The organism is Ruegeria sp. HKCCD8929 (assembly GCF_013031405.1).
Taxonomy (GTDB): domain Bacteria; phylum Pseudomonadota; class Alphaproteobacteria; order Rhodobacterales; family Rhodobacteraceae; genus Ruegeria.
The window spans coordinates 110,203-130,513 of record NZ_WPZY01000007.1 but is presented as its reverse complement, the minus strand read 5'-3'; the positions used below and the strand labels follow the sequence as shown (position 1 = coordinate 130,513).

General features: G+C 62.6%; 22 protein-coding genes. 6 read left to right on the top strand and 16 right to left on the bottom strand.

Annotation, left to right across the window (positions count from 1 at the left end):
* Positions 1–9: 9 nt before the first annotated feature.
* Together GOX53_RS13035 and GOX53_RS13030 are read right to left on the bottom strand one after the other, a co-directional pair.
* Positions 10–1,029, bottom strand: coding sequence for a TRAP transporter substrate-binding protein (locus GOX53_RS13035; RefSeq protein ID WP_171176991.1), 1,020 nt, complete (start codon positions 1,027–1,029; stop codon positions 10–12).
* Positions 1,030–1,099: 70 nt separating this feature from the next.
* Positions 1,100–3,136: an FAD-dependent oxidoreductase gene (locus GOX53_RS13030; RefSeq protein ID WP_171176989.1), complete on the bottom strand. Its 2,037-nt coding sequence runs from the start codon at positions 3,134–3,136 to the stop codon at positions 1,100–1,102.
* Between the two features lie 106 nt (positions 3,137–3,242).
* Here GOX53_RS13030 and paaG point away from each other — a divergent pair, with 106 nt between their 5' ends.
* From paaG to GOX53_RS13005, 5 genes are all read left to right on the top strand, one after another.
* The gene (paaG, locus tag GOX53_RS13025) at positions 3,243–4,028 is read left to right on the top strand and encodes a 2-(1,2-epoxy-1,2-dihydrophenyl)acetyl-CoA isomerase PaaG (RefSeq protein ID WP_171176987.1); all 786 of its coding nucleotides are present in this window, start codon (positions 3,243–3,245) and stop codon (positions 4,026–4,028) included.
* Between the two features lie 2 nt (positions 4,029–4,030).
* Positions 4,031–4,459, top strand: coding sequence for a hydroxyphenylacetyl-CoA thioesterase PaaI (paaI, locus tag GOX53_RS13020; RefSeq protein WP_171176985.1), 429 nt, complete (start codon positions 4,031–4,033; stop codon positions 4,457–4,459).
* A 15-nt stretch (positions 4,460–4,474) separates the two neighbouring features.
* Complete coding sequence (gene paaK, locus GOX53_RS13015) at positions 4,475–5,785, top strand: phenylacetate--CoA ligase PaaK (RefSeq protein ID WP_171176983.1); 1,311 nt, start codon at positions 4,475–4,477, stop codon at positions 5,783–5,785.
* Positions 5,786–5,788: 3 nt separating this feature from the next.
* Positions 5,789–6,385, top strand: a complete 597-nt coding sequence (locus tag GOX53_RS13010) for a TetR/AcrR family transcriptional regulator (protein WP_171176981.1) — start codon at positions 5,789–5,791, stop codon at positions 6,383–6,385.
* Between the two features lie 87 nt (positions 6,386–6,472).
* Positions 6,473–6,688, top strand: a complete 216-nt coding sequence (locus GOX53_RS13005) for a hypothetical protein (RefSeq protein WP_171176979.1) — start codon at positions 6,473–6,475, stop codon at positions 6,686–6,688.
* Between the two features lie 203 nt (positions 6,689–6,891).
* Here the strand turns inward: GOX53_RS13005 and GOX53_RS13000 are convergent, their stop codons facing one another.
* The 14 genes from GOX53_RS13000 to GOX53_RS12935 all read right to left on the bottom strand — a co-directional run bounded on the left by GOX53_RS13000 (position 6,892) and on the right by GOX53_RS12935 (position 17,717).
* Positions 6,892–7,650, bottom strand: coding sequence for a Phenylacetic acid catabolic protein (locus tag GOX53_RS13000; protein WP_171176977.1), 759 nt, complete (start codon positions 7,648–7,650; stop codon positions 6,892–6,894).
* A 12-nt stretch (positions 7,651–7,662) separates the two neighbouring features.
* Positions 7,663–8,736, bottom strand: a complete 1,074-nt coding sequence (locus tag GOX53_RS12995; protein ID WP_171176975.1) for a 2Fe-2S iron-sulfur cluster-binding protein — start codon at positions 8,734–8,736, stop codon at positions 7,663–7,665.
* A gap of 10 nt (positions 8,737–8,746) precedes the next feature.
* Positions 8,747–9,208: a 1,2-phenylacetyl-CoA epoxidase subunit PaaD gene (paaD, locus tag GOX53_RS12990; RefSeq protein ID WP_171176973.1), complete on the bottom strand. Its 462-nt coding sequence runs from the start codon at positions 9,206–9,208 to the stop codon at positions 8,747–8,749.
* 6 nt (positions 9,209–9,214) lie between these two features.
* The gene (paaC, locus tag GOX53_RS12985; RefSeq protein ID WP_171176971.1) at positions 9,215–9,973 is read right to left on the bottom strand and encodes a 1,2-phenylacetyl-CoA epoxidase subunit PaaC; all 759 of its coding nucleotides are present in this window, start codon (positions 9,971–9,973) and stop codon (positions 9,215–9,217) included.
* Positions 9,973–10,257: a 1,2-phenylacetyl-CoA epoxidase subunit PaaB gene (gene paaB / locus GOX53_RS12980; protein WP_171176970.1), complete on the bottom strand. Its 285-nt coding sequence runs from the start codon at positions 10,255–10,257 to the stop codon at positions 9,973–9,975. The genes paaC and paaB overlap by 1 nt, the downstream gene beginning before the upstream one ends.
* 83 nt (positions 10,258–10,340) lie before the next feature.
* Positions 10,341–11,348: a 1,2-phenylacetyl-CoA epoxidase subunit PaaA gene (gene paaA / locus GOX53_RS12975; RefSeq protein ID WP_171176968.1), complete on the bottom strand. Its 1,008-nt coding sequence runs from the start codon at positions 11,346–11,348 to the stop codon at positions 10,341–10,343.
* 33 nt (positions 11,349–11,381) lie between these two features.
* A complete protein-coding gene (gene pcaF, locus GOX53_RS12970; protein ID WP_171176966.1) occupies positions 11,382–12,584 on the bottom strand; it encodes a 3-oxoadipyl-CoA thiolase in 1,203 nt (400 codons plus the stop codon).
* Between the two features lie 194 nt (positions 12,585–12,778).
* A complete protein-coding gene (locus tag GOX53_RS12965) occupies positions 12,779–13,171 on the bottom strand; it encodes a carboxymuconolactone decarboxylase family protein (protein ID WP_171176964.1) in 393 nt (130 codons plus the stop codon).
* A gap of 30 nt (positions 13,172–13,201) precedes the next feature.
* Complete coding sequence (locus GOX53_RS12960; RefSeq protein ID WP_171176962.1) at positions 13,202–13,942, bottom strand: sulfotransferase family protein; 741 nt, start codon at positions 13,940–13,942, stop codon at positions 13,202–13,204.
* 54 nt (positions 13,943–13,996) lie between these two features.
* Positions 13,997–14,815: a hypothetical protein gene (locus tag GOX53_RS12955; RefSeq protein ID WP_171176960.1), complete on the bottom strand. Its 819-nt coding sequence runs from the start codon at positions 14,813–14,815 to the stop codon at positions 13,997–13,999.
* 5 nt (positions 14,816–14,820) lie between these two features.
* Positions 14,821–15,237 carry a GFA family protein gene (locus tag GOX53_RS12950; RefSeq protein ID WP_171176958.1) on the bottom strand — a complete coding sequence of 139 codons (417 nt, stop codon included), beginning with the start codon at positions 15,235–15,237 and terminating at the stop codon, positions 14,821–14,823.
* Entirely contained in the window at positions 15,234–15,749 is a 516-nt protein-coding gene (locus tag GOX53_RS12945; RefSeq protein ID WP_171176956.1) for a hypothetical protein, read from the bottom strand. Before GOX53_RS12945 ends, GOX53_RS12950 begins: the two co-directional genes overlap by 4 nt.
* Positions 15,742–16,833: an aromatic ring-hydroxylating dioxygenase subunit alpha gene (locus GOX53_RS12940; protein WP_171176954.1), complete on the bottom strand. Its 1,092-nt coding sequence runs from the start codon at positions 16,831–16,833 to the stop codon at positions 15,742–15,744. Before GOX53_RS12940 ends, GOX53_RS12945 begins: the two co-directional genes overlap by 8 nt.
* A complete protein-coding gene (locus GOX53_RS12935) occupies positions 16,830–17,717 on the bottom strand; it encodes a MurR/RpiR family transcriptional regulator (RefSeq protein WP_171176952.1) in 888 nt (295 codons plus the stop codon). Before GOX53_RS12935 ends, GOX53_RS12940 begins: the two co-directional genes overlap by 4 nt.
* Before the next feature lie 68 nt (positions 17,718–17,785).
* On the opposite strand from GOX53_RS12935, the gene GOX53_RS12930 reads away from it, so the two are divergent.
* Complete coding sequence (locus GOX53_RS12930; protein ID WP_171176950.1) at positions 17,786–20,239, top strand: FAD-dependent oxidoreductase; 2,454 nt, start codon at positions 17,786–17,788, stop codon at positions 20,237–20,239.
* Positions 20,240–20,311: the final 72 nt, after the last annotated feature.

Sequence of the window (20,311 nt, the reverse complement as noted above, 5' to 3'; positions counted from 1 at the left end):
GGCGATGGCTTAGTTGGCGGCCATTTCCGACTTGATCATGTCATAGGCGGCCTGGGCGTCGACGCCCGCGTCCGTGACTTCGGCAATGACCTTTTCACGGACATCCGCCGCGATGGTGCCGAATGCCTCAAGATCGGCGTCCGAGGCGGAGTTGATCGCGTTGCCGTCGGCGCCCTCGGTGGCCTCACGGCCAATGGCGTCGATCTCGTCCCAGATCTTGCCGATCTCGCGGCTGAGCGGCTCACCGAACACCTTCTCGTCCAGCGCGGCCTGAAGATCGGCGGGCAGGTCGGCAAAGGTGTCTTCGTTCATGATGAAGGCAAACGAGCCGCGATAGAGACCGCCCGGCATCTCATAGACGTTCTGTGCCACCTCGGTCAGCTTGAAGCCTTTGCGGGATTCGAACGGCATCACGACGCCATCGGCGGCCTTCGAGGCCAGCGTTTCATAGACCTTGGGGGCGGGCACCTGAATACCGGTGGCGCCCAGAGCCGTGCCGACATCACCGCCGACACCGCCGGGGATGCGGACCTTGAGGCCGGAGATCTGGCCCAGATCGGTCACCGAGGCGCTGGAATGCAGCTGTGCCGGGCCATGAGTATGGAGCGCGATCAGCTTGACGCCGCGATGTTCATTGGCCTCTTTGAAGTATTTTTCATAGGCGCGCCAATAGGCGACCGAGGCCGCCTCGGCCGAGCCCTCATACCCCGGCAGCTCGATCAACTTGGTGGTGACGAAGCGCCCGGGCTGGTAGCCGTGGAAGATGATCGAGGCATCGGCGGCGCCGTCCTGGATCAGGTCCATCTGCGCGGGCGGCGGGGCGATGCCCAGCTTCAGTTCGGCAGTCACCTTGCCGTCGGTGGCCTCTTCGACCATCTCGACGAATTTGGGCCACATCTTGGCGTTGATGCCGTGGGTCGGCGGTGCCCAGCTGGAAATGGTCAGCGTGTAATCCGCCGCCAGCGCCACGGTGCCCGACACGGCCAGCGCCGCCGAGGCCAGAAGGGTGCTCAACTTGGTGAATTTCATGGGTCTGTCTCCTCCCTGAGAAACGTGAGTCAAGAATGCGTTAATGGTCCTTTTTGTAACCATCAACAGGTTAAGGGTTTTCGGGTTGGGCCGCGATGACCCAGGAATCAGGGCTTTCATCAGCGACCATCTGCATGATCTTCTGCGTCTTTTCCCAGCCCGTCTCGGCGGCTAGATGCATCGGCCCGCCGCGCCAGCGTGGAAATCCGTAGCCATGGAGCTTCACCATATCCACATCCTCGGCTCGTTCGGCGATTCCCTCTTCCACGATGCGGGCGCCTTCGTTGGCGAGCACCGCCAGCAGGCGGTCGGAGATCTCCTGCGCGGTATAGCTGCGTCGGCGGATGCCGCGTTGGGCGGAATAGTCCTCAATCAGCCGCTCCACCTCCGGATCACGTTCCGGGCTGCGGGAGCCTTCACTGTACTTGTACCACCCTTTGCGCGCGCGCTGGCCCAGCCGGTCCATTTCGCACACTGTATCGGCGATGCGCTCATAGCGCTCCTTCGGGTCGCGGGTCGCAGCCTGCCGTTTTCGGTTGGCCCAGGCGATCTGCAACCCGGTCAGGTCCTGCAGCTCGAACGGGCCCATAGGCAGGCCTTGCGCCCGCATGGCCGCATCGACCTGATGCGGCAGGGCACCGTCGGCCAGCAGATACTCGGCCTCGCGCCGATAGGCGGCCAGCATCCGGTTGCCGATGAAGCCGTCGCAGATGCCGGACAGAACCGAGACCTTGCGCAGGCGTTTGCCCAAGGCGAACCCGGTGGCCAGCACTTCTGTTGAGGTGTCGGGCGTCCGTACTATCTCCAGCAGTTTCATCACATGAGCAGGGCTGAAGAAATGCAGACCAAGGCAGCGGGACAGGTTCCGGATGCCTTCGAAGATCAGCGTCGGGTCGAGGTAGGAGGTATTAGTGGCAAGGATCGCGTCCCCGGACATGACCTTGGCCAATTGCGCGAAGACGGCTTTTTTGACGTCGAGGTCTTCGAACACCGCCTCGATGGCCAGATCGGTCTGTGCCGCGTCAGAATAGCTGTCCGTGGTGACCAGACGGGCCAGCAAGTCGGCCTGTTTCGCCTCCGAAATCTTGCCTCGTTTCACGCCACCTGCGATCAGCCGTGCCACGCGGTCTCGGGCGGCTGAGACAGCGTCGGCATCGCGCTCGATCAGGGTCACGCGCAGACCGCCCGTCAGGCAGGCCATGGCGATGCCCGCCCCCATCAGGCCTCCGCCGACGATGGCAATATGGTGCAGATCGCGGGGTGCGACCCCCTCAATCGCCTGGGGCTTGCTCACAGCGCGCTCGGCAAAGAACGCATAGCGCAGCGCCTTGCTTTCAGGCGACTGGCGCAGTTCCAGATGGCGCGCGCGTTCCTTGGGTTGGCCTTCGGCAAAGGGCAGAGCGGCCCATTGCAACGCTTCGAGGTTCCTCAGCGACGATTGCTGCCCCTTGGCGCGCTTTTTCAGCGTTGCTTCGGCTGCCGCATAGGCTTCAGTGTCCAGCGCAACGGCCTCGCGGTCCCGCACTTTGGTCGGGCGCTGCGGCAGGTCGGCGGCAAAGGCTCGGGCCGCCGCTTTCAGGTCTCCCAAGACCACCTTGTCGATACCGCCCAACGCCAGCATCTGGTCGGCATCCAAGATCTGGCCCGAACACGCCATGTCGATGGTCGCTTGCATCCCGATCAGGCGCGGTGCCCGCTGGGTGCCTCCGGCGCCTGGGATCAGGCCCACATTGACTTCCGGAAGGCCGAATTTGGTGCCCGGGGCCGCGATCCGCCAGGTGCAGCCCATGGCAATCTCGAACCCGCCGCCCAGTACCGAGCCATGCATCGCTGCCACAAATGGCGTGTCGCTGTCCTCGATCATCTGCACCACATCCGGCAGATGCGGTTCTTCGGCAGGGCGGTCGAACTCGGACATATCGCCGCCGGCAACAAAGGTCCGCCCCGCGCAGGTCAGGATCGCGACCCGCGCGCCCCGAACCTCGGTCACAGCATGCGCCAACCCGGCCCGCACCGCAGTGGAGCTCGCGTTGACTGGCGGGTTGCTGATCTCAACCCACGCGATGTCATCGTCCTGCGTCACCGTTACGACCGGGCTCTGCGCCATGTCTTGCCTTTCTCAACCGGGAGATTCGTCATATTCAAGAAATTTATTGACCAACCGTTCGGTTAATGCAAGATATTTGTCGAAACATCTGCAAAGCGGGGCGGTGATGAGCGATACGATTCTTGCGCAGGATCATGGAAATTGGGTGGAAATCACGCTGAACCGCCCGGATCGTCTGAACAGCTTCACCGACGAGATGCATTACGCCCTGCGCGCCGCGCTGGAAAAAGCGCGCGACACCGGCGCCCGCACGGTGCTGCTGACCGGGGCGGGCCGGGGGTTTTGCGCGGGACAGGATCTGGGTGATCGTGACCCGTCCAAGATGGATGGGCCGCCCGATCTTGGTGAGACGGTGCGCACCTTCTACGCGCCGCTGGTGCGCCTGATCCGTTCGCTGAACTTTCCTGTCATCTGCGCGGTAAACGGCGTGGCCGCCGGGGCCGGGGCAAATATCGCTCTGGCCTGTGACATCGTGCTGGCCGCCGAATCCGCCAAGTTCATCCAGTCCTTTTCCAAGGTTGGCCTGATCCCCGACACCGGCGGCAGCTGGCATCTGCCGCGCTTGCTGGGCGAAGCGCGCGCCAAGGGACTGGCCCTGACCGCGCAGCCGTTGCCCGCGAAACAGGCCGAGGATTGGGGCCTGATCTGGAAAGCGCTGCCCGACGACCAATTGATGGGTGAAGCCCGCGCCATGGCCGAACAATTCGCGAATGGCCCGACGCTGGGTCTGGGCTTGACCAAACAATCCATTCAGGCCGCAGCGGTCAACACGCTGACGGATCACCTTGAACTCGAGGCGGATGCGATGAAAACCTGCGGTGAAAGCGCGGATTATGCCGAGGGCGTCACCGCCTTCCTCGAAAAACGCGCGCCGAAATTTCAGGGCAGGTGACCATGACTCCGAAGGAACGCGCCGAAAAAGCCGCTGCCGCCATGTGGGCGGGGGACAATGCCTCGAAATGGGCGGGGATGGCGATCACCCATATCGACGAGGGCACCGCGACGCTGGAAATGATAGTCGAGGCGCATCACTGCAACGGGCACGGCATCTGCCACGGCGGGGTCAGCTTCATGCTGGCCGACAGCGCCTTTGCCTTTGCCTGCAACAGCCGCAACCAGTCAACGGTTGCCCAGCACAACGTGATCAGCTTCATCGCGCCGGGACGGCGCGGCGACCGGTTGATCGCAAACGCCACCGAGCTGAGCCTGACCGGGCGCAGCGGGATTTACGATGTGACAGTCACCAATCAGGACGGCCAAAGGATAGCCGAATTCCGGGGCTTCTCTCGGGCGATCAACGGCAACCTGTTTGACGAAGAATAAGGCGAGGAGGACTCAATGAAGGACCTGACCCCGAACAAAGCCGATCTGGACCCGATCGAGATCGCCTCGATCGACGAGATTCGCGCCCTGCAACTGGACCGGCTGAAATGGTCGCTGCGCCATGCTTATGACAACGTGCCGATGTACAGGCAGCGCTGTGATGAGGCCGGGGTGCATCCCGACGATCTGCAATCGCTGAGCGATCTGGCGAAATTCCCATTCACCTACAAGAACGACCTGCGTGACAACTACCCGTTCGGTTTGTTCGCCGTTCCGCGCGAGCAGATCATGCGCCTGCACGCCTCCTCGGGCACCACCGGCAAGCCGACCGTGGTGGGTTACACCGCAACCGACATCAGCAACTGGGCCGATCTGGTGGCGCGTTCCTTGCGTGCGTCGGGCCTGCGCAGGGGTGACATGATCCACAACGCCTATGGCTACGGCCTGTTCACCGGCGGTCTGGGCGCCCATTACGGGATCGAGCGTCTGGGCGCCACCGTGGTGCCGATGAGCGGCGGGCAGACCGAGAAACAGGTGGGCCTGATCACCGATTTCAAGCCCGACGGGATCATGGTGACGCCGTCCTACATGCTCAACATCCTTGAGCAGTATCACAAGGTCGGCATGGACCCGCGCGAAAGCTCTCTGTCGGTGGGCGTGTTCGGGGCCGAACCCTGGACCGACGCAATGCGCAGGGAGGTCGAACAGGCCTTCGACATGCACGCCGTCGATATCTATGGCCTCAGCGAAATCATGGGCCCGGGCGTCGCCAACGAGTGCGTCGAAACCAAGGACGGTCCGGTGATCTGGGAGGATCACTTCTACCCCGAGATCATCGATCCGCAGACGGGTGAGGTGCTGCCCGATGGCGAGATGGGTGAGTTGGTGTTCACCACGCTCACCAAGGAAGGCCTGCCCATGATCCGCTACCGCACCCGCGATCTGACGCGGCTGCTTCCGGGGACCGCGCGCTCGATGCGGCGGATGGAGAAGATCACGGGGCGCTCGGATGACATGATCATCCTGCGCGGCGTCAACGTCTTCCCCAGCCAGGTCGAGGAACAGGTGATGGCCACCGGCGGCCTGGCCCCACACTACCAGATCGAGCTTTACAAGGCGGGCCGCATGGACGCGATGCGGGTCTATGTCGAAGCGATGCCGGATGCGGCAGATGAGCTCAGCAAGACCGCCGCCGCCCGCATGTTGACCAAGCGGATCAAGGACATCGTTGGCGTTTCCACCGAGATTGTTGTAGGGGAGCCCGGCGATGTCGAGCGCTCTCAGGGCAAGGCCAAGCGCGTTGTCGACAACCGGGATAAGGAGTGAGGTTTGGCCCGTACGATTGCCAAGGACCATGACCAGAAGCGCGCGCAGATCCTGAAATCCGCCGCGCGCGTCTTTGCCCGCGAAGGGTTCGACCGCGCGTCGATGACCCAGCTTGCGCGCGAGTGCGGGATCTCGAAGGCCAATATCTACCACTATTACGACAGCAAGGATGCGATCCTGTTCGACATCCTCGAGACCTATCTGCGCGAGCTGCGCGATCTGATCTGCGGCATCGAGATGGATGGACTCAGCGCGGCGGAACGGCTGCATAAGGTGGTGGCCGAGATCCTGCTGGCCTATCAGGGGGTCGATGACGAGCACCGGGTGCAGACCAGCGGCATGTCCGCCCTGCCGGAAGATCAGCAGAAACTGCTGCGCAGCTATCAGCGCGATATGGTGGAGTTTCTCAGCGGCATCATCGCCGAGATTGCACCGGATGTGTTCCGAGGCGACGCGGTCAAGCTGCGCTCGGCCACGATGTCGGTCTTCGGGATGCTGAACTGGTATTACATGTGGAATTCCGGCGCGGGGTCCGATGCGCGCGAGGAATATGCGCGGATGGTCAGCGACCTGACTCTGCACGGCGTGCCGGGGCTGTAAGCGGCGTTCTCACAATCGCCTGAGCCGCTCGCAAAAGACTTGTCTGGGCGGCTGGCCTCTTGCTTCATGTGGGCAGGAAGGTGCGCGATGCAAAGGCCGGAGAGTTTCGAGAAGTTCTACTACACCAAGGTCGGCCTGGGCGAGGCCTGCGGCTGTGCCGAAAAGGTGATCGACGTCTACGAATTCAACCGGACCGGCGGAGATGCGCAGGTCAAGCCAACCCGTAGAGCGCGCCGCAAACGCATGTCCTTACGATCTTTCGCCCTGAAGTTTGGCCTGATCGGCCGCCCCAAAACACCCTGAGACCTGTGCCAAAGGCGGCGGGTCACCCGCGCGCCGGCTTCGACTTTTCGCGCCCGCCGCGCGGAGAAGGTGCTGCGGGTGTCACCGTCTTTGGGACGAGATGCCGCCGCGCACGCCTTGGCGTGCGCGGCCGGGCCCAACGGGAGGCCGCGCCGCAGGCGTGGGCGACGGGCGGGAGCCGCCCGGTCTCCGTTTGCGTGTGCTCAGGGCTTTTTGAGGCCGAGATTTTCCAGCTGGCTACCGGCTTCCGCTTCCCATCGGGTGCGGAGTTCGGTGTTGGAGGATTTGCGCAATCCCATCTCGCGTAGGCTGTCCGCTTTCTCGGATGATCCGGTTCCGAAACTGGCCGCCACGCGTGGCCACCAGTAGTCAACCGAGGCCTGCATCCCGGCTGCCTGACCCTCTTCCACCAGCTTGACCGCCCCTTCCAGCGCCAGTTCGCCGTGATGGGCCTCGATGGGAGCAATGGTCCGGAACGCTTCGGCCAGCGGCTGGTAGGAGATCATTGAGAACTCGGTCAGCTGCACCACCACGGCGCGGCTCATCAGCAGGTTCATCACCACCGCATCGACCCAGCCTTGCAGCGGATAGTTGAAGACGGCCAGCCGCATGTCGTGCTCGGATCGGGTCGCGCCGATATCGGCGGCGCGCTCCAGCCGGGCGGTCCAGGGGTGGTGGGTCGCGTAGCGTTCGGTATTGGCGCCGAACTCGCCCATGATCCGCAGCACCCGGTCGGCATTGTCGGTCTTTTCCAGCACGATCTTTGCCGCTGCGATCCGCTCCTTGATGCCGGGCCCCTCGTTGATGATGTCGGCAAAGCCCGCGGCCCCGGCCAGTTCGCTGTCAACGAAGGTCGCCATCAGCTTCATCAGCTCGGCGCGGTAGCGCGGCGGCACGTTCACGGGATTGGTCAGCACGCCACCGGCGGCCAGATAGCTTTCGATCGTCATGTCTTCGGCCATAGTCCCTCTCCCTTACTGGTCGTAGTCGACGACGATTGTGTCGGTCAGCGGGAAGGCCTGGCAGCTCAGCACATAGCCTTTCTCGACCTCGTAATCCTCAAGCGCATGGTTCGCCACCATCTCGACCTCGCCCTCGATCACCTTGCAGCGGCAGGTCGAGCAGACCCCGGCCTTGCAGGCATAAGGCGCATCCATGGTGTTTTCGAGCGCGGCGTCGAGGATCGAGAGGTCCTTGGGCATGGTGATGGTCTGGGTTGCCCCATCCAGCGTGATCGCCGCCTTGGTCTGGTTGGCGCTGGTCGCTGCCTCGGCCGAGACCGCCTTGGGTCTGGCGCGGCCCGGCTGGGCGCTGGCGAACAGTTCGAACTTGATCTGGTTGTCGTCCAGCCCGTGTGCACGCAACGCTGCCGCGATGCCCAGCATCATTGGCTCGGGGCCGCAAATGAAGGCTGCATCGGTATTCTCGATGTCGATCCAGTGCTGGAACAACTCGGCGCATTTCTCCTGTGTTACCAGACCGGTGAACAGGTCGATCTCCTGCGCGTCGGTCTCAAGGATATGGATCACGTTCAGGCGGCCCATATAGAGGTTCTTGAGGTCCTCCAGTTCCTCGCGGAACATGATCGTGTTCACGCCCTTGTTGGCATAGACCAGCGTGAATTGCGACCTGGGCTCACGCGCCAGCGTGGTCTTGAGGATCGACAGGACCGGTGTGATGCCTGATCCCCCGGCAAAACCAAGATAGGATTTCTCGGCCTCCGGATCGATTGGGGTGAAGAAGCCACCCATCGGCGGCATGGCCTGCATCTTATCACCGACCTTCAGCTCTTCGTTGGCCCAGGTCGAGAACGCACCGCCATCGACGCGCTTGATCCCCACCTGCAGGACGCCATCGTCCTTGCCCGCGCAGATCGAATAGGACCGACGCAGTTCCTCGCCGTCGAAGTCGTGGCGAAAGGTCAGATACTGTCCTTGGGTGAAATCGAATTCCTCGGCCGAGCCGTTCATCGGCTTCAGCGTCACCACGACCGCGTCGCGGATGGTTTTGTGGATGTCGGTGACTTCCAGATCGTGAAAGCGTGCCATCCGGTCCTCCTCAGATGCACTTGAAATAGTCGAAAGGTTCCAGGCAGCCGGTGCAGCGCCAATGCGCCTTGCACGGGGTCGAGCCGAACTGGCTGACCTTTTCCACTGCCTTGCTGCCACAGCGCGGGCAGCGCTCGGGGCCGCCCGCGGGTTGGGGCGGTGCGATGCCGAATTCCTCGAGCTTCGCGCGGCCCTTGTCGCTCAGCCAGTCCGTCGTCCAGGCGGGCGAGATCCGGGTTTGCAGGCGAATGTCCTTGATCCCGTGATTGCGCAGGGCGGTTTCGATGTCCCAACTGATCACCGAGGTCGCCGGGCAGCCCGAATAGGTCGGGGTCACGGTAACCGTCAGCGTATCCGAATCCCATTCGATATCCCGCACGATGCCGAGATCGACGACCGAAATCACCGGGATCTCGGGGTCGGGAACGGCGTCGAGCCAGTCCCAGACCTGTTTGACCGAGGCACGCGTCATCGGATCTTACCAGCTTGCGCCGGGATAGGCGCGCTGCAGCCACTGCATGCTTGTCAGCAGATGGCCCAGATGCTCGGTATGCATCCGCCCGTCGCGCCCGCCCTTGTGGGCAAAACGGCTTTCCGGGATCGTCAGCGTTGCCTCGCCCAGCACGCGGCCCACCAGCGCGTCATATTCCTCGCGCAGGCCCGCCGGGTCGGGAGCGATCCCTGCTGCCGCCATCTCGGCATCCACCGCGTCGCCTGCGAACATCTCGCCGACATACGGCCAGAGATAGTCCAGCGCCTCCTGCATCCGGGCATGGCTCTCCTCAGTGCCGTCTCCCAGACCGACCACGGTGTCGCCTGAGCGTTCCAGGTGGTAGGAAACCTCCTTGCTGGCCTTTTCGGCGATGGCGGCAACGCGCTCATCCGAAGATGTCATCAACCGTCCCAGCATGATCGAGTGCCATGCGTCGAACAGGAACTGGCGCATCAGAGTGCGGCCGAAATCGCCGTTCGGCACCTCGACCAGCAGCACGTTGCGGAAATCCCAGGCGTCCCGCAGGAAGGCCAGATCGTCGGCGCTCTTGGCGCCCTCGATCTCACCCGCAAGCCCCAGCCACATCTGAGTCTGACCGATCAGGTCCAGCGCGGTATTGGCCAGCGCGATATCCTCTTCCAGCACCGGCGCGTGGCCGCACCATTCGCTGACCCGGTGGCCAAGGATCAGGGTGTTGTCCCCCATCCGCAGCAGGAATTGCAGAAAGGCGTCTTCCCGGGTCATCACATCGCCCCCACTTCGTCGGGAATGTCAAAGAACGTCGGATGACGGTAGATCTTGGATTCCGACGGTTCGAACAGCGGGCCCTTGTCGCCCGGCGCGGTGGCGCTGATATGCTTTGCTTCAACTACCCAGATCGACACGCCCTCGTTGCGGCGGGTATAGACGTCGCGGGCGTTCTTGATCGCCATCTCGGCGTCAGGCGCATGCAGTGAGCCCACGTGGCGGTGGCTCATGCCATGCTGGCCGCGGATGAAGATTTCCCACAGGGGCCATTCGTTTTTCATCGCTCAGTTCTCCTCCTGGCTGGGCGCGGGTTCTGATTCCGGTGGCGAAAACCGGCAGCCTCGCGCAGCGGATCGTTCATGTTTTACTCGGCTGCCACCTTGGCGGCGGCGGATTTACGGGCCTTTCTCTTCTCGGCGTGGGCCAGCAGCCCGTCGCGCACCCATTTGCCGTCGTCCCAAGCCTTGTTGCGGTCGGCGAGGCGGTCCACGTTGCAGGGGCCGTTGCCCTTGATCACGTCGAAGAATTCGGACCAGTCCGGCTCGCTGAAATCATAATGTCCGCGCTGTTCGTTCCACTTCAGCTCGGGGTCGGGGATGGTCAGACCCAGATACTCGGCCTGCGGCACGGTCTGATCGACAAATTTCTGGCGCAACTCGTCATTGGTGTTGATCTTGATTTTCCACGCCATCGACTGCGCCGAATGCACCGACTCCTTGTCCGAAGGTCCGAACATCATCAGCGACGGATACCAGAACCGGTTCAGCGCATCCTGCGCCATCTTGCGCTGCTCGGGCGTGCCCTCGGCCATCTTGCGGATCGCGTCATAGCCCTGACGCTGGTGAAAGCTCTCTTCCTTGCAGATGCGGATCATCGCGCGCGAATAGGGGCCATAGGACGTCCGTTGCAACGGCACCTGGTTCATGATCGCCGCACCATCGACCAGCCATCCCACGGCGCCGATATCTGCCCAGTTCAGCGTCGGATAGTTGAAGATCGACGAGTATTTCATGCGGCCATCCAGCAGCATCTCGGTGATCTCGTCGCGGCTGACGCCCAGTGTTTCGGCGGCGCAGTAGAGATACAGGCCATGCCCCGCCTCGTCTTGTACCTTGGCCAGCAGGATCGCCTTGCGTTCCAATGTGGGCGCGCGGGTGATCCAGTTGCCTTCGGGCAGTTGCCCTACGATCTCGGAATGCGCGTGCTGGCCGATCTGGCGGATCAGCGTGGCGCGGTAGTCATCGGGCATCCAGTCACGCGGCTCGATCTTGATATCGGCGTCGATCTTGTCTTGAAACACGCGTTCCTGATCGGTCATCTCCTCGCGGGATTTGACGCCGGTTCCTGCTGCCTTGATCATTTGAGCGTACATATCGGGTCTCCTCCCGTTTTTTTGGACCGCGCCCTACACGCGTTCGAGAATAAGTGCGGCCCCCTGGCCGACGCCTACGCACATGGTGCACAACGCATAGCGCCCGCCGGTGCGTTTCAACTGATAGGCCGCAGTCATCACCAGCCGCGCGCCGGACATGCCCAGCGGGTGGCCGATCGCGATGGCGCCCCCGTTGGGGTTAACATGGGGTGCATCGTCGGCCACGCCAAGCGCGCGCAGGGTGGCAAGGCCCTGCGACGCAAAGGCTTCGTTCAATTCTATCACATCCATCTGGTCGATGCTGAGACCTGCGCGGGCCAGCAGCTTCTGGCTGGCGGGCACCGGCCCGATGCCCATCACGCGGGGCTCGACGCCCGCCACCGACATGCCGACTACGCGGGCCATCGGGGTCAGGTTGTTCTGTGCCGCCGATGCCTCATTCGCCAGCAGGATCGCCGCCGCGCCGTCATTCACGCCCGAGGCATTGCCTGCGGTCACCGTCTTGTCCGGTCCGTTAACGCCCTTGAGGCCCGAGAGCTTTTCGGCGCTGGTGCCGGGGCGGGGATGTTCGTCGGTCTCCACTACAATGGGCTCGCCCTTGCGCTGCGGAATAGTGACCGGCGTGATCTCGTCGGCAAACAAACCCGCCTCATGCGCGGCGGCCCAGCGGGCCTGCGACCGGGCGGCAAAAGCGTCCTGATCGGTACGGCTGATCTGGTAGTCCTCGGCCACGTTGTCGGCGGTTTGCGGCATCGAGTCGGTGCCGTACATCTCGTGCATCTTCTTGTTCACGAAACGCCAGCCGATGGTGGTGTCATAAACCGCGTTCGCGCGGGTAAAGGCGCTGGTGGCTTTGGGCATCACAAAGGGCGCCCGTGACATGCTCTCGACGCCGCCGGCGATAGCCAAATCGTAATCGCCCGCTTTGATCGCGCGGGCGGCCATGCCCACCGCATCCATTCCGCTGGCGCACAGCCGGTTGATCGTAGTTCCGGGCACATCGACCGGCAGGCCCGCCAGCAGGGCGGCCATGCGGGCGACGTTGCGGTTGCTCTCCCCGGCCTGATTGGCATCGCCATAGATCACGTCATCGACGCTGGCCCAATTCACATCCGGGTTACGCTCCTTCAGTGCCGCCAGCGGGATTGCGGCCAGATCGTCCGTGCGCACCTGGGAAAGGGCTCCGCCATAGCGCCCGATGGGCGTGCGTTGAGCGTCGCAGATGAAAGCGTCCATGCGTCAGAAACTCCGGTCTTGCGTAGGGCGTCATTAAGTGACCGCTTGGTCGGGTAATACGCCGGAATGCGATTCGCGGCAAGACAAAATGTAACGGAATTTGCTTCTGGCAGTTTTTTTCGTAACATGTCATGAGGCGCCAAAAGAAAAGCCCGCCACGAGGGCGGGCCTTCAAAACATCCTTCGGCATGGCCTCAAAGCTGTCCGGCCTCCGCCAGAACCTTGCGGGCCACCCGGAAACATTCGAGCGCCTGCGGGACGCCGCAATAGATGCCGACCACATGGACGATGGCGCGGATCTCTTCCTTTGAGACGCCGTTGTTCAGCGCGCCGCGGCAGTGGATTTCCCATTCGTGCATCTTGCCGAGCGCGCCGATCATGGCGAGGTTCATCATCGAGCGGGTCTTGGGCTCGATCACATCGTCGCCCCAGCCAAAGCCCCAGCACCAGGCGGTCATCGCCTCCTGGAAGGGGCGAGTGAAATCGTCGGCGGCGGCCAGGTTTTTCTCAACATATTCAGCGCCCAACGTGCCTTTGCGCTGCTCCAGACCTTTCAGGAACAGGTCTTCGTCAAATGTGTCTGCCATGTTTTGTCTCCGGTTTGCGCGTGGTGGAAATCACGGCTGTATGCGGTGTTTATAGAGGTGATCGTAGTGCGGCTTCATCCGGCGATACACCTGTTTGACCCGGTCGGGAGCGTCCTCGATCGAGATATGTCTGCGCGGCTGCGGCACCAGTCCGGTGGACTTCGCGAGATTGCCGTGAAACGAGCCGCCGTCCCACCAGCTATGGGCGGAAGGGTCACCGCCGGCCGCCCATGTCAGCGCCTCTTCGATGAAGGGTATGCCCATGGAATCGCAGAATTTTCTGGTCATGGCATGGGGATCTTCCAGCAGGTCGTCGCTGTCGATCACCGGGGGCGGGGCGCCGTTCAGAGCGGTCAGCAGATCGAACAGGGCGCGCTGCTCGGGGAAGCCGACCTCACCCTCGGCGAAATCCGGCCATTGTTTGTACATCGAGGTTATCGTCTTGGCCGGGTCTCGGATCAGGAAGGCGTGGGTGAAGTTCGACAGAAACTCTGCGTCCCACATGTGGTTGATATAATAAGGAAAATCCTTGAGGAACACGGCCCCTTTGCGGGCACGTTGCTGGATGTCGTCCCAGACGCTTTCCAGGGTCAGGCCGGGGGTCGTTTTCTCGCCGGGCTGGAACCGATGCCAGAGCGGCTCCTCGCCCTGATACCATGCCTCGCCGAACGGTTCGTGTAGGCAATCGAGATCGCCGCGCTGCCGCATCATCCATTCGAAGGCGGTCGAGGTTGAGCGGGGCACAGCCCACAGGGCGAGGATTTTGTGCATTTTGTACCGGCTCCCGGATGCGACGTGTTCGACTTGTACAGGTTTTTTCGGTGACTAGAGCCGCCTCAAAAGCTGCCCATGTGGTGTCTCGGGCGCAATCCCGAGCGATTTGAAGATGCGCCAGTAGAGCGCGATGTCATGGCCGATCACCGGCTTGCCCAGTGCCGCCTCGAGATCGTCGGCCAGGTGCAACGGGCGTTGCGGTAACCCGTCCGGACCCGTGCGGAAGTTGCACATTCCGTTAATCAGGATTGCCTCGGCCTGGGGTGCCAGCTCGGCGACATATTCGAAACTCTTCATTGCCAGATCGCCGCCGAAGACCCAGCGGTAGGCGTTGACCTCTTCCTGACTGGCGAACCAGCCCTGATCGTGAAAGTTGCCCGCCCAAACCACGTCAAACCCGGCCTCTTGCAAAAAGCCCACCGTGCCCTGCCACCATTCGGGCCAGTGATAGGCGGCGTTGAGCGCGACCTTCTCGACATTTATCTCACGCAGGGCTTCGACCATGGCGTATCCGGCCATGTGAAACCGGATGCCGTATTTGTCGGAGAGGTCTTCGCAATGCTGCCGGACGCCCTCGACCCCCAGACCGCAGGCATGCACCCAGTTTGAGCCGACCTGTCCGCAGACATCGACGCCGTTGCGAGACATGCAATGGACGAAATCATCGAGCATGCCGAAATTCTGTTTGCGCTGGTCCAGCCCGTGCACATAGTCGGGCACGTGCAGCATCCAGCCATGCACGCCGACGGTTTCGGGACACATGCGCAGGAAATCCGATGGTGCGGCGTCAAAGTCGAAAGGTGGAGACGTAAAACCCACCGAATGCGGGAACAGTTTGTGTTCGGGTTGCCACTCACCGGGCATCAGCATGGGTTCTACTCCTGATCGGCGGGCTCGGCCTGAAAGCTTTGGTGTTTGGGAATGTCATCGGCCAGATGCAGCCAGGGAACGGCGCTGGCCATGACGACATGGGCGTCGGGGGTATAGCTTGAGGCGTCGGTCAACGTCGCCGCGTGGATGTGGATCTCTCCCGGCCATTTGTCTGACCGGAAATAGAGGCGGGTGCCGCATTTTGGGCAGAAGCCGCGATGGGTGCCGGGCGAGCTTTCGTAGTGGTTGATCTCGCCGGTCCATTCGACGGTTTCCGGGGGTAGGCCCACGAATGTCGTGAACGGGGATGAGGTGGCTTTCTGGCAGTCGCCGCAATGGCAGGACAGGCGGCGGGTGATCTGGTCGGATGACGACCAGTTGACCGCGCCGCACATGCATTGGCCGACAAGCGTTTCCGTCATTCCCACCCTCCGGTGTGGTAGTGAATTTTCTGCAAAACGGGTCGCCCGTCGACTATCCGCCCCGCAACGAAGCGTTCATCTCCGGACTCGAGCCTCACGCCTGAATTGCAGCTGTCCACCATTAGTTTCTGCACGGATGTCGTCACGTCCAGTTTGCCCCGGAATAATTCAACCACCTCAAATTCGATCGTTGGCCAGCTAATCAGCTGACGGCCTTGATGTGTTGTGCCATCGGAAAGTTTGTATTCGACGGCTTCCCACATCGTTGGTTCAAAGGATTTCACCCTGATTTTCGCGGCAAATTCCTTTTCCAGTAGTTCTTCGGAGAGTTTGCTCCAAAAGAAGTAAGAGCCCATTTCTGGCGTATAACAGGCCGATGTTGGAAGCGATGTCAGACACAGGCCTGCAAGCGAGAGCAGGGATTTGCGTATCCAATCCCGTGCGGCTGCAAGCGGGAGGCGGGCTGAAGCCCGCCCTACGGGTTTGGTGTATGTAGTGCGGAAGTCAGCCATCCACGGCCTCGCGCATCCATTGTTGCAGCCGGGCGATGGAGTGTTCCGACATCACGCCGCAGCCGGGGTCGAGGACCAGCGGGCCGGGGCGGTAGCCGCGGGATTTCAGGCCGCGGTGGACGGATTCGACCAGGCGGATGTCTTCCTCGACCGTGGTTTCGCGGTCCTGTACGGCCAGTTGCCGGATCACCGCGCTTTCCGAGCCGCCCTCGGTGTACCAGCCGCGCCAGACGGTGCAGTGATCGGCATCGTTTGCGCGCCAGTGATAGGTGTTCAGCACATTGCCCGGGTAGCATTGGAACGAGAACATCGGCCACAGGAACCACGACTGGTAGTCGCCCGCATGGGGCACCGACAGGTCGATGGGGTAGGTCATCTTGTCGAGGCTCTGACACTCGGTCGTGTGACGCAGGACGTAGCCGCCGCCCGCATCGGGCTGGATGTCATAGGTTTCGGGCTTGACCACGCCTTCGGCAAAGGTCGGGTGGTTGGTCGGGCAGTGATAGCATTCCGAGTAGTTCTCGACACTGACCTTCCAGTTGCAGTTTTCCGGAATCTCGACCCATTCCAGCGGTTCCAGATCGTCGATATGCGGGACGAATGCGCGGATTTCCTCGCGCACGCCGGGGTACCAGTCGTCCATCGGGGCGGCGTCATCGTCGAGGTTGACGAAGATAAAGCCGTTGAAGACCTCGGTGCGGACAGAGGTCAGGCAGATGGCGCTGCGGTCAAAGCCGGGAACGGATTTGATGTTGGGCCCGGCGCGCAACTGGCCGGAGAGCTCATAGGTCCAGGCGTGGTAAGGGCAGACGACGACGCGGGTGTTGCCGGCGCCGGTGACCATTTCGTGGGCGCGGTGCTGGCAGACATTGTAGAAGGTGCGAATCTCGCCATCGCGGCCGCGGATGCAAAAGAGGTTCTGGCCAGCGATCTCAAAGGCGAAATAGTCGCCGGTTTCCCGGACCTGCGCGATGTGGCCTGCGAACTGCCATGTGCGGGCCAGAAGTCCCCGCATCTCCTGTGCGAAGATTGTGGGGTCGGTGTAGTAGCGGGCGTCCAGTGAGTGGGTCAGGGGCGCGTTCATTGGGGTTCCTCGGCATAGAGGCCAAGCTGGTGGCGGCGGCGGTGGAAACGCTCGACCCGTTCGACGATCTCGTCGCTGGAGACGGCGATCACGAAGGACAGCAGCGTTTCCAGCAGGGCGATGGTCGAGACGGAGGAGGGGAAGAATTGCGGTGTGTCGGCGGCGACGACAAAGCCGTGATGGGCGGTCAGGATGATCGGGCTGGCCGGGCTGTCGGAGATGCCGACCACCGTCAGCCCCTGCTCGCGGGCCAGCTTGACCGCCTCGATCACTTCGGTGCGGTAGGGTTTGCAGGTCATGGCGATCAGTACGTCCTGCCCGTCGGCCCAGGCCAGGTCGTCCACCGGGGTCGAGCCGGGGCGGGGGATGGCGTGGAATTGCTTCATGCCGGTCGAGGCGAGGTAGGTGAAGTTGCGGGCGTTCGAATTGTTGACGCCGACGCCCAGCGTGTAGACCTGCCTTGAATTCCAGATGTCCTCAGCGGCGGCCTTCAGGCGCGTGGCGTCGATCCCGGCGAAGGTATCCTCGATGTTGCGGATCGCGGCGCCGACCATGTCGGCGTAGAGCCCGCCCAGTTCGCCGGATTTCCCGATGTTCTGCAGCCAGCGGGCGCGGTCGGGAAACGACACGGTGCCGCGGCGAATCGCATCGCGGAAGGGGGCGCGGAAATCCTCGTAGCCGTCAAAGCCCACCTGCCGGGCCATGCGCACGAAGGTGTTGGGCTTGACCTTGGCGGCCTCGGCAATCTCGCGCACGGTTGAAACCCCAACATCCGTTGGGTTTTCCAGCACGTAACGCGCGGCCTTCTGCGCCTCGGGCGTGAGGGCGTCCCACTCTTCAGTGAGGCGGTCGAGAACGGATGATGATACATTTGTGTCATTCATGATTGACGATGGTACAAATGTGGAATTAGCCTGTCGAGCAGAAACGCGACTCGGGAAGAGGAAAAATCATGTCCCAGAGCAAACTGCCCACACACACGCGCGTGGTCATCGTCGGAGGCGGGGTCATGGGCGTCGGTCTGGCCTATCATTTGGCGCATGAGGGCTGGACCGATGTGGTTTTGCTGGAAAAGGCGGAGCTGACCAGCGGCAGCACCTGGCATGCGGCGGGACAGATCACTCATTCGACCAGTTCTTTCGGGCTGGGCAAATGTGTGGATTACAACATCGGCCTGTATTCCGGCGCATTGGAGGCCGAGACAGGTCAGGCAGTGACATGGCACGGCTGCGGGTCCTTCCGGCTGGCCTATACCGAGGACGAGATGGACTGGCTACGCCACACGCTGTCGGTGGGCCGGTCGTTGGGGTTCAACATCGAACTGGTGGGGCCGGAAAAGGTGGCCGAGCTGCACCCGTTCTACAATCTCGACGGTGTTCTGGGCGCGCTACACACGCCGGATGACGGTCACGTGGACCCGACCAATGTAACCATGGCGATGGCGGCGGGCGCGCGTCAGCTTGGGGCCAGGATCATCCGTCAGTGCCGGGCGACGAACATCGCGCAGGCCGAAAATGGCGAGTGGGTGGTCGAGACCGAGAAGGGCACCATCCGTTGCGAGCATGTGGTGAATGCGGGCGGCACCTACGCCCGGCAGATGGGCGAGTGGTCGGGGCTGCAACTGCCGATGACTTCGATGACCCACCATTACTTCGTGACCGAGCCGGTGCCGGAGTTTGAAAACCTCGACACCGAACTGCCGGTCATCCGCGACGACAAGAAGGTCTCGGGCTATATCCGCATGGAACAAAAGCGCGGGCTGATCGGAATCTACGAGAAAGAGAACTCGAATTCCGTCTGGCACGATCATTGCCCGTGGGACTACGAGAACTGGCTGTTCGATGCCGATTACGACCGGATCATGCCGTGGCTCGAGGAAAGCCTGAACCGGATGCCGATCTTCGCCGAGCTGGGCATTCAGCGCGAGGTGCACGGCGCGATTTCGCACCCGCCGGACGGCAATCCGCTGATCGGGCCCGCGCCGGGGGTCCGGAATTACTGGTGCTGCTGTGGCACCCAGATCGGGATCGGCTGGGGGCCGGGCCTGACCCGCGAACTGGCACGGTGGATGGTGCATGGGGCGGCGGATATCTCGATGCGCGAATACGATCCGCGCCGCTTTGGGTCTTATGCGACCAAGGACTGGCAGGTCACCAAGGCGCATGAGGATTACAAGCTGCGCCACGAGATCCCGTTCCCGCATTTCAACCGGCTGGAGGGGCGTCCGATCAAACCCTCGCCTCTGTATGAGCGGCTGAAGGACAAGGGCGCGGTTTACGAAGAGGTCTATGGCCACGAACGCCCGCGCTGGTTTGCGCGTGACGGGGTGGAACAGCGTGATCACTATTCCTTCCGCCGCAACGTGCTGCACGACATGGTCGGGGCCGAGTGCAAGGCCGTGCGCGAGGCGGTGGGGATCATGGATATCTCGGCCTTTACCAAGGTCGAAGTGACCGGGCCGGATGCCGAGGCGCTGCTGGATCGTTTGGTGGCCAACCGCCTGCCGCAAAAGACGGGCGGCATCGCGCTGACCCACATGCTGAACCGCCGGGGCCGGATCGAGCTGGAAACCACGGTCGTGAAGCTGGGCGAAGGGCGGTACTACCTCGTCTGCGCGGCCTTCTTCGAGCAACGCTTGCTGGATCATCTGAATCACCAGCGCGCTGAGGAAAACGTCGATATCATCCTGCGCTCGACCGACTGGGCGGCACTGAGCCTGAACGGCCCCAAGGCGCGCGAGGTTCTGACGGCCTGTACGGACGCGGACCTGAGCAATGCCGGGTTCAGATGGCTGACCGCGCAACAGATCGAGGTGGACGGGCACAAGCTCTGGGCCTTTCGCATGTCCTATGCCGGCGAACTGGGCTGGGAGCTGCATGTCCCGCGCGACAACACGCTGGCGGTTTATGACGCGCTTTGGGCGGCGGGTGAGCCGCACGGGATCGCCGATTACGGCTCATTCGCGATGAATACGCTGCGGATGGAGAAGGGCTTCAAAGGGGCAGGTGAACTGACCAATGAGGTCACGCTGGCCGAGGCCGATGTGCTGCGCTTTGCCCGCACCGACAAGGACTATCTGGGCAAGGACAAGACCCTGAACACCGACCTGCCGTGGGTCTGCGCCTATCTGGAGATCGAACCCGATGGGGTCGAGGACGGCCATGGCGGCGAGGCGGTGTTGCTGGATGGCACGGTCGTGGGCTCGACCGCCTCAGTTGCTTATGGCCACACGGTCGGCAAGATCCTCGCCTTTGCCTATGTCAAACCGCACGCCAACGTGCCGGGAACCCAGCTCGAGGTCGTGATCGCCGGGCAACCGCGCCGGGGCCGTGTTCTGGGTGAATCCGCCTATGATCCGCAAAGCCTGCTGCCGCGCACCGATGTCGCCCTGGAGCCCGCCGAATGAGACCCCGGCTTCATCTTTTCGAAAATACTCCGGGGGAGACGCGCAACGCGCGGCGGGGGCAGAGCCCCCATA

What these genes read in the sequence shown, in the direction of transcription:
- GOX53_RS12960 (WP_171176962.1), bottom strand. Translation starts at nt 13,942, where the DNA reads ATGCACAAAATCCTCGCCCTGTGGGCTGTGCCCCGCTCAACCTCGACC.
- GOX53_RS13005 (WP_171176979.1), top strand. Translation starts at nt 6,473, where the DNA reads ATGCAAAGGCCGGAGAGTTTCGAGAAGTTCTACTACACCAAGGTCGGC.
- GOX53_RS13035 (WP_171176991.1), bottom strand. Translation starts at nt 1,029, where the DNA reads ATGAAATTCACCAAGTTGAGCACCCTTCTGGCCTCGGCGGCGCTGGCC.
- GOX53_RS12950 (WP_171176958.1), bottom strand. Translation starts at nt 15,237, where the DNA reads ATGACGGAAACGCTTGTCGGCCAATGCATGTGCGGCGCGGTCAACTGG.
- GOX53_RS12995 (WP_171176975.1), bottom strand. Translation starts at nt 8,736, where the DNA reads ATGGCACGCTTTCACGATCTGGAAGTCACCGACATCCACAAAACCATC.
- GOX53_RS13000 (WP_171176977.1), bottom strand. Translation starts at nt 7,650, where the DNA reads ATGGCCGAAGACATGACGATCGAAAGCTATCTGGCCGCCGGTGGCGTG.
- GOX53_RS12945 (WP_171176956.1), bottom strand. Translation starts at nt 15,749, where the DNA reads ATGGCTGACTTCCGCACTACATACACCAAACCCGTAGGGCGGGCTTCA.
- paaB (WP_171176970.1), bottom strand. Translation starts at nt 10,257, where the DNA reads ATGAAAAACGAATGGCCCCTGTGGGAAATCTTCATCCGCGGCCAGCAT.
- paaA (WP_171176968.1), bottom strand. Translation starts at nt 11,348, where the DNA reads ATGTACGCTCAAATGATCAAGGCAGCAGGAACCGGCGTCAAATCCCGC.
- paaG (WP_171176987.1), top strand. Translation starts at nt 3,243, where the DNA reads ATGAGCGATACGATTCTTGCGCAGGATCATGGAAATTGGGTGGAAATC.
- paaK (WP_171176983.1), top strand. Translation starts at nt 4,475, where the DNA reads ATGAAGGACCTGACCCCGAACAAAGCCGATCTGGACCCGATCGAGATC.
- GOX53_RS12930 (WP_171176950.1), top strand. Translation starts at nt 17,786, where the DNA reads ATGTCCCAGAGCAAACTGCCCACACACACGCGCGTGGTCATCGTCGGA.
- GOX53_RS12965 (WP_171176964.1), bottom strand. Translation starts at nt 13,171, where the DNA reads ATGGCAGACACATTTGACGAAGACCTGTTCCTGAAAGGTCTGGAGCAG.
- GOX53_RS12955 (WP_171176960.1), bottom strand. Translation starts at nt 14,815, where the DNA reads ATGCTGATGCCCGGTGAGTGGCAACCCGAACACAAACTGTTCCCGCAT.
- GOX53_RS12940 (WP_171176954.1), bottom strand. Translation starts at nt 16,833, where the DNA reads ATGAACGCGCCCCTGACCCACTCACTGGACGCCCGCTACTACACCGAC.
- paaI (WP_171176985.1), top strand. Translation starts at nt 4,031, where the DNA reads ATGACTCCGAAGGAACGCGCCGAAAAAGCCGCTGCCGCCATGTGGGCG.
- GOX53_RS12935 (WP_171176952.1), bottom strand. Translation starts at nt 17,717, where the DNA reads ATGAATGACACAAATGTATCATCATCCGTTCTCGACCGCCTCACTGAA.
- paaC (WP_171176971.1), bottom strand. Translation starts at nt 9,973, where the DNA reads ATGACCCGGGAAGACGCCTTTCTGCAATTCCTGCTGCGGATGGGGGAC.
- paaD (WP_171176973.1), bottom strand. Translation starts at nt 9,208, where the DNA reads ATGACGCGTGCCTCGGTCAAACAGGTCTGGGACTGGCTCGACGCCGTT.
- GOX53_RS13030 (WP_171176989.1), bottom strand. Translation starts at nt 3,136, where the DNA reads ATGGCGCAGAGCCCGGTCGTAACGGTGACGCAGGACGATGACATCGCG.
- pcaF (WP_171176966.1), bottom strand. Translation starts at nt 12,584, where the DNA reads ATGGACGCTTTCATCTGCGACGCTCAACGCACGCCCATCGGGCGCTAT.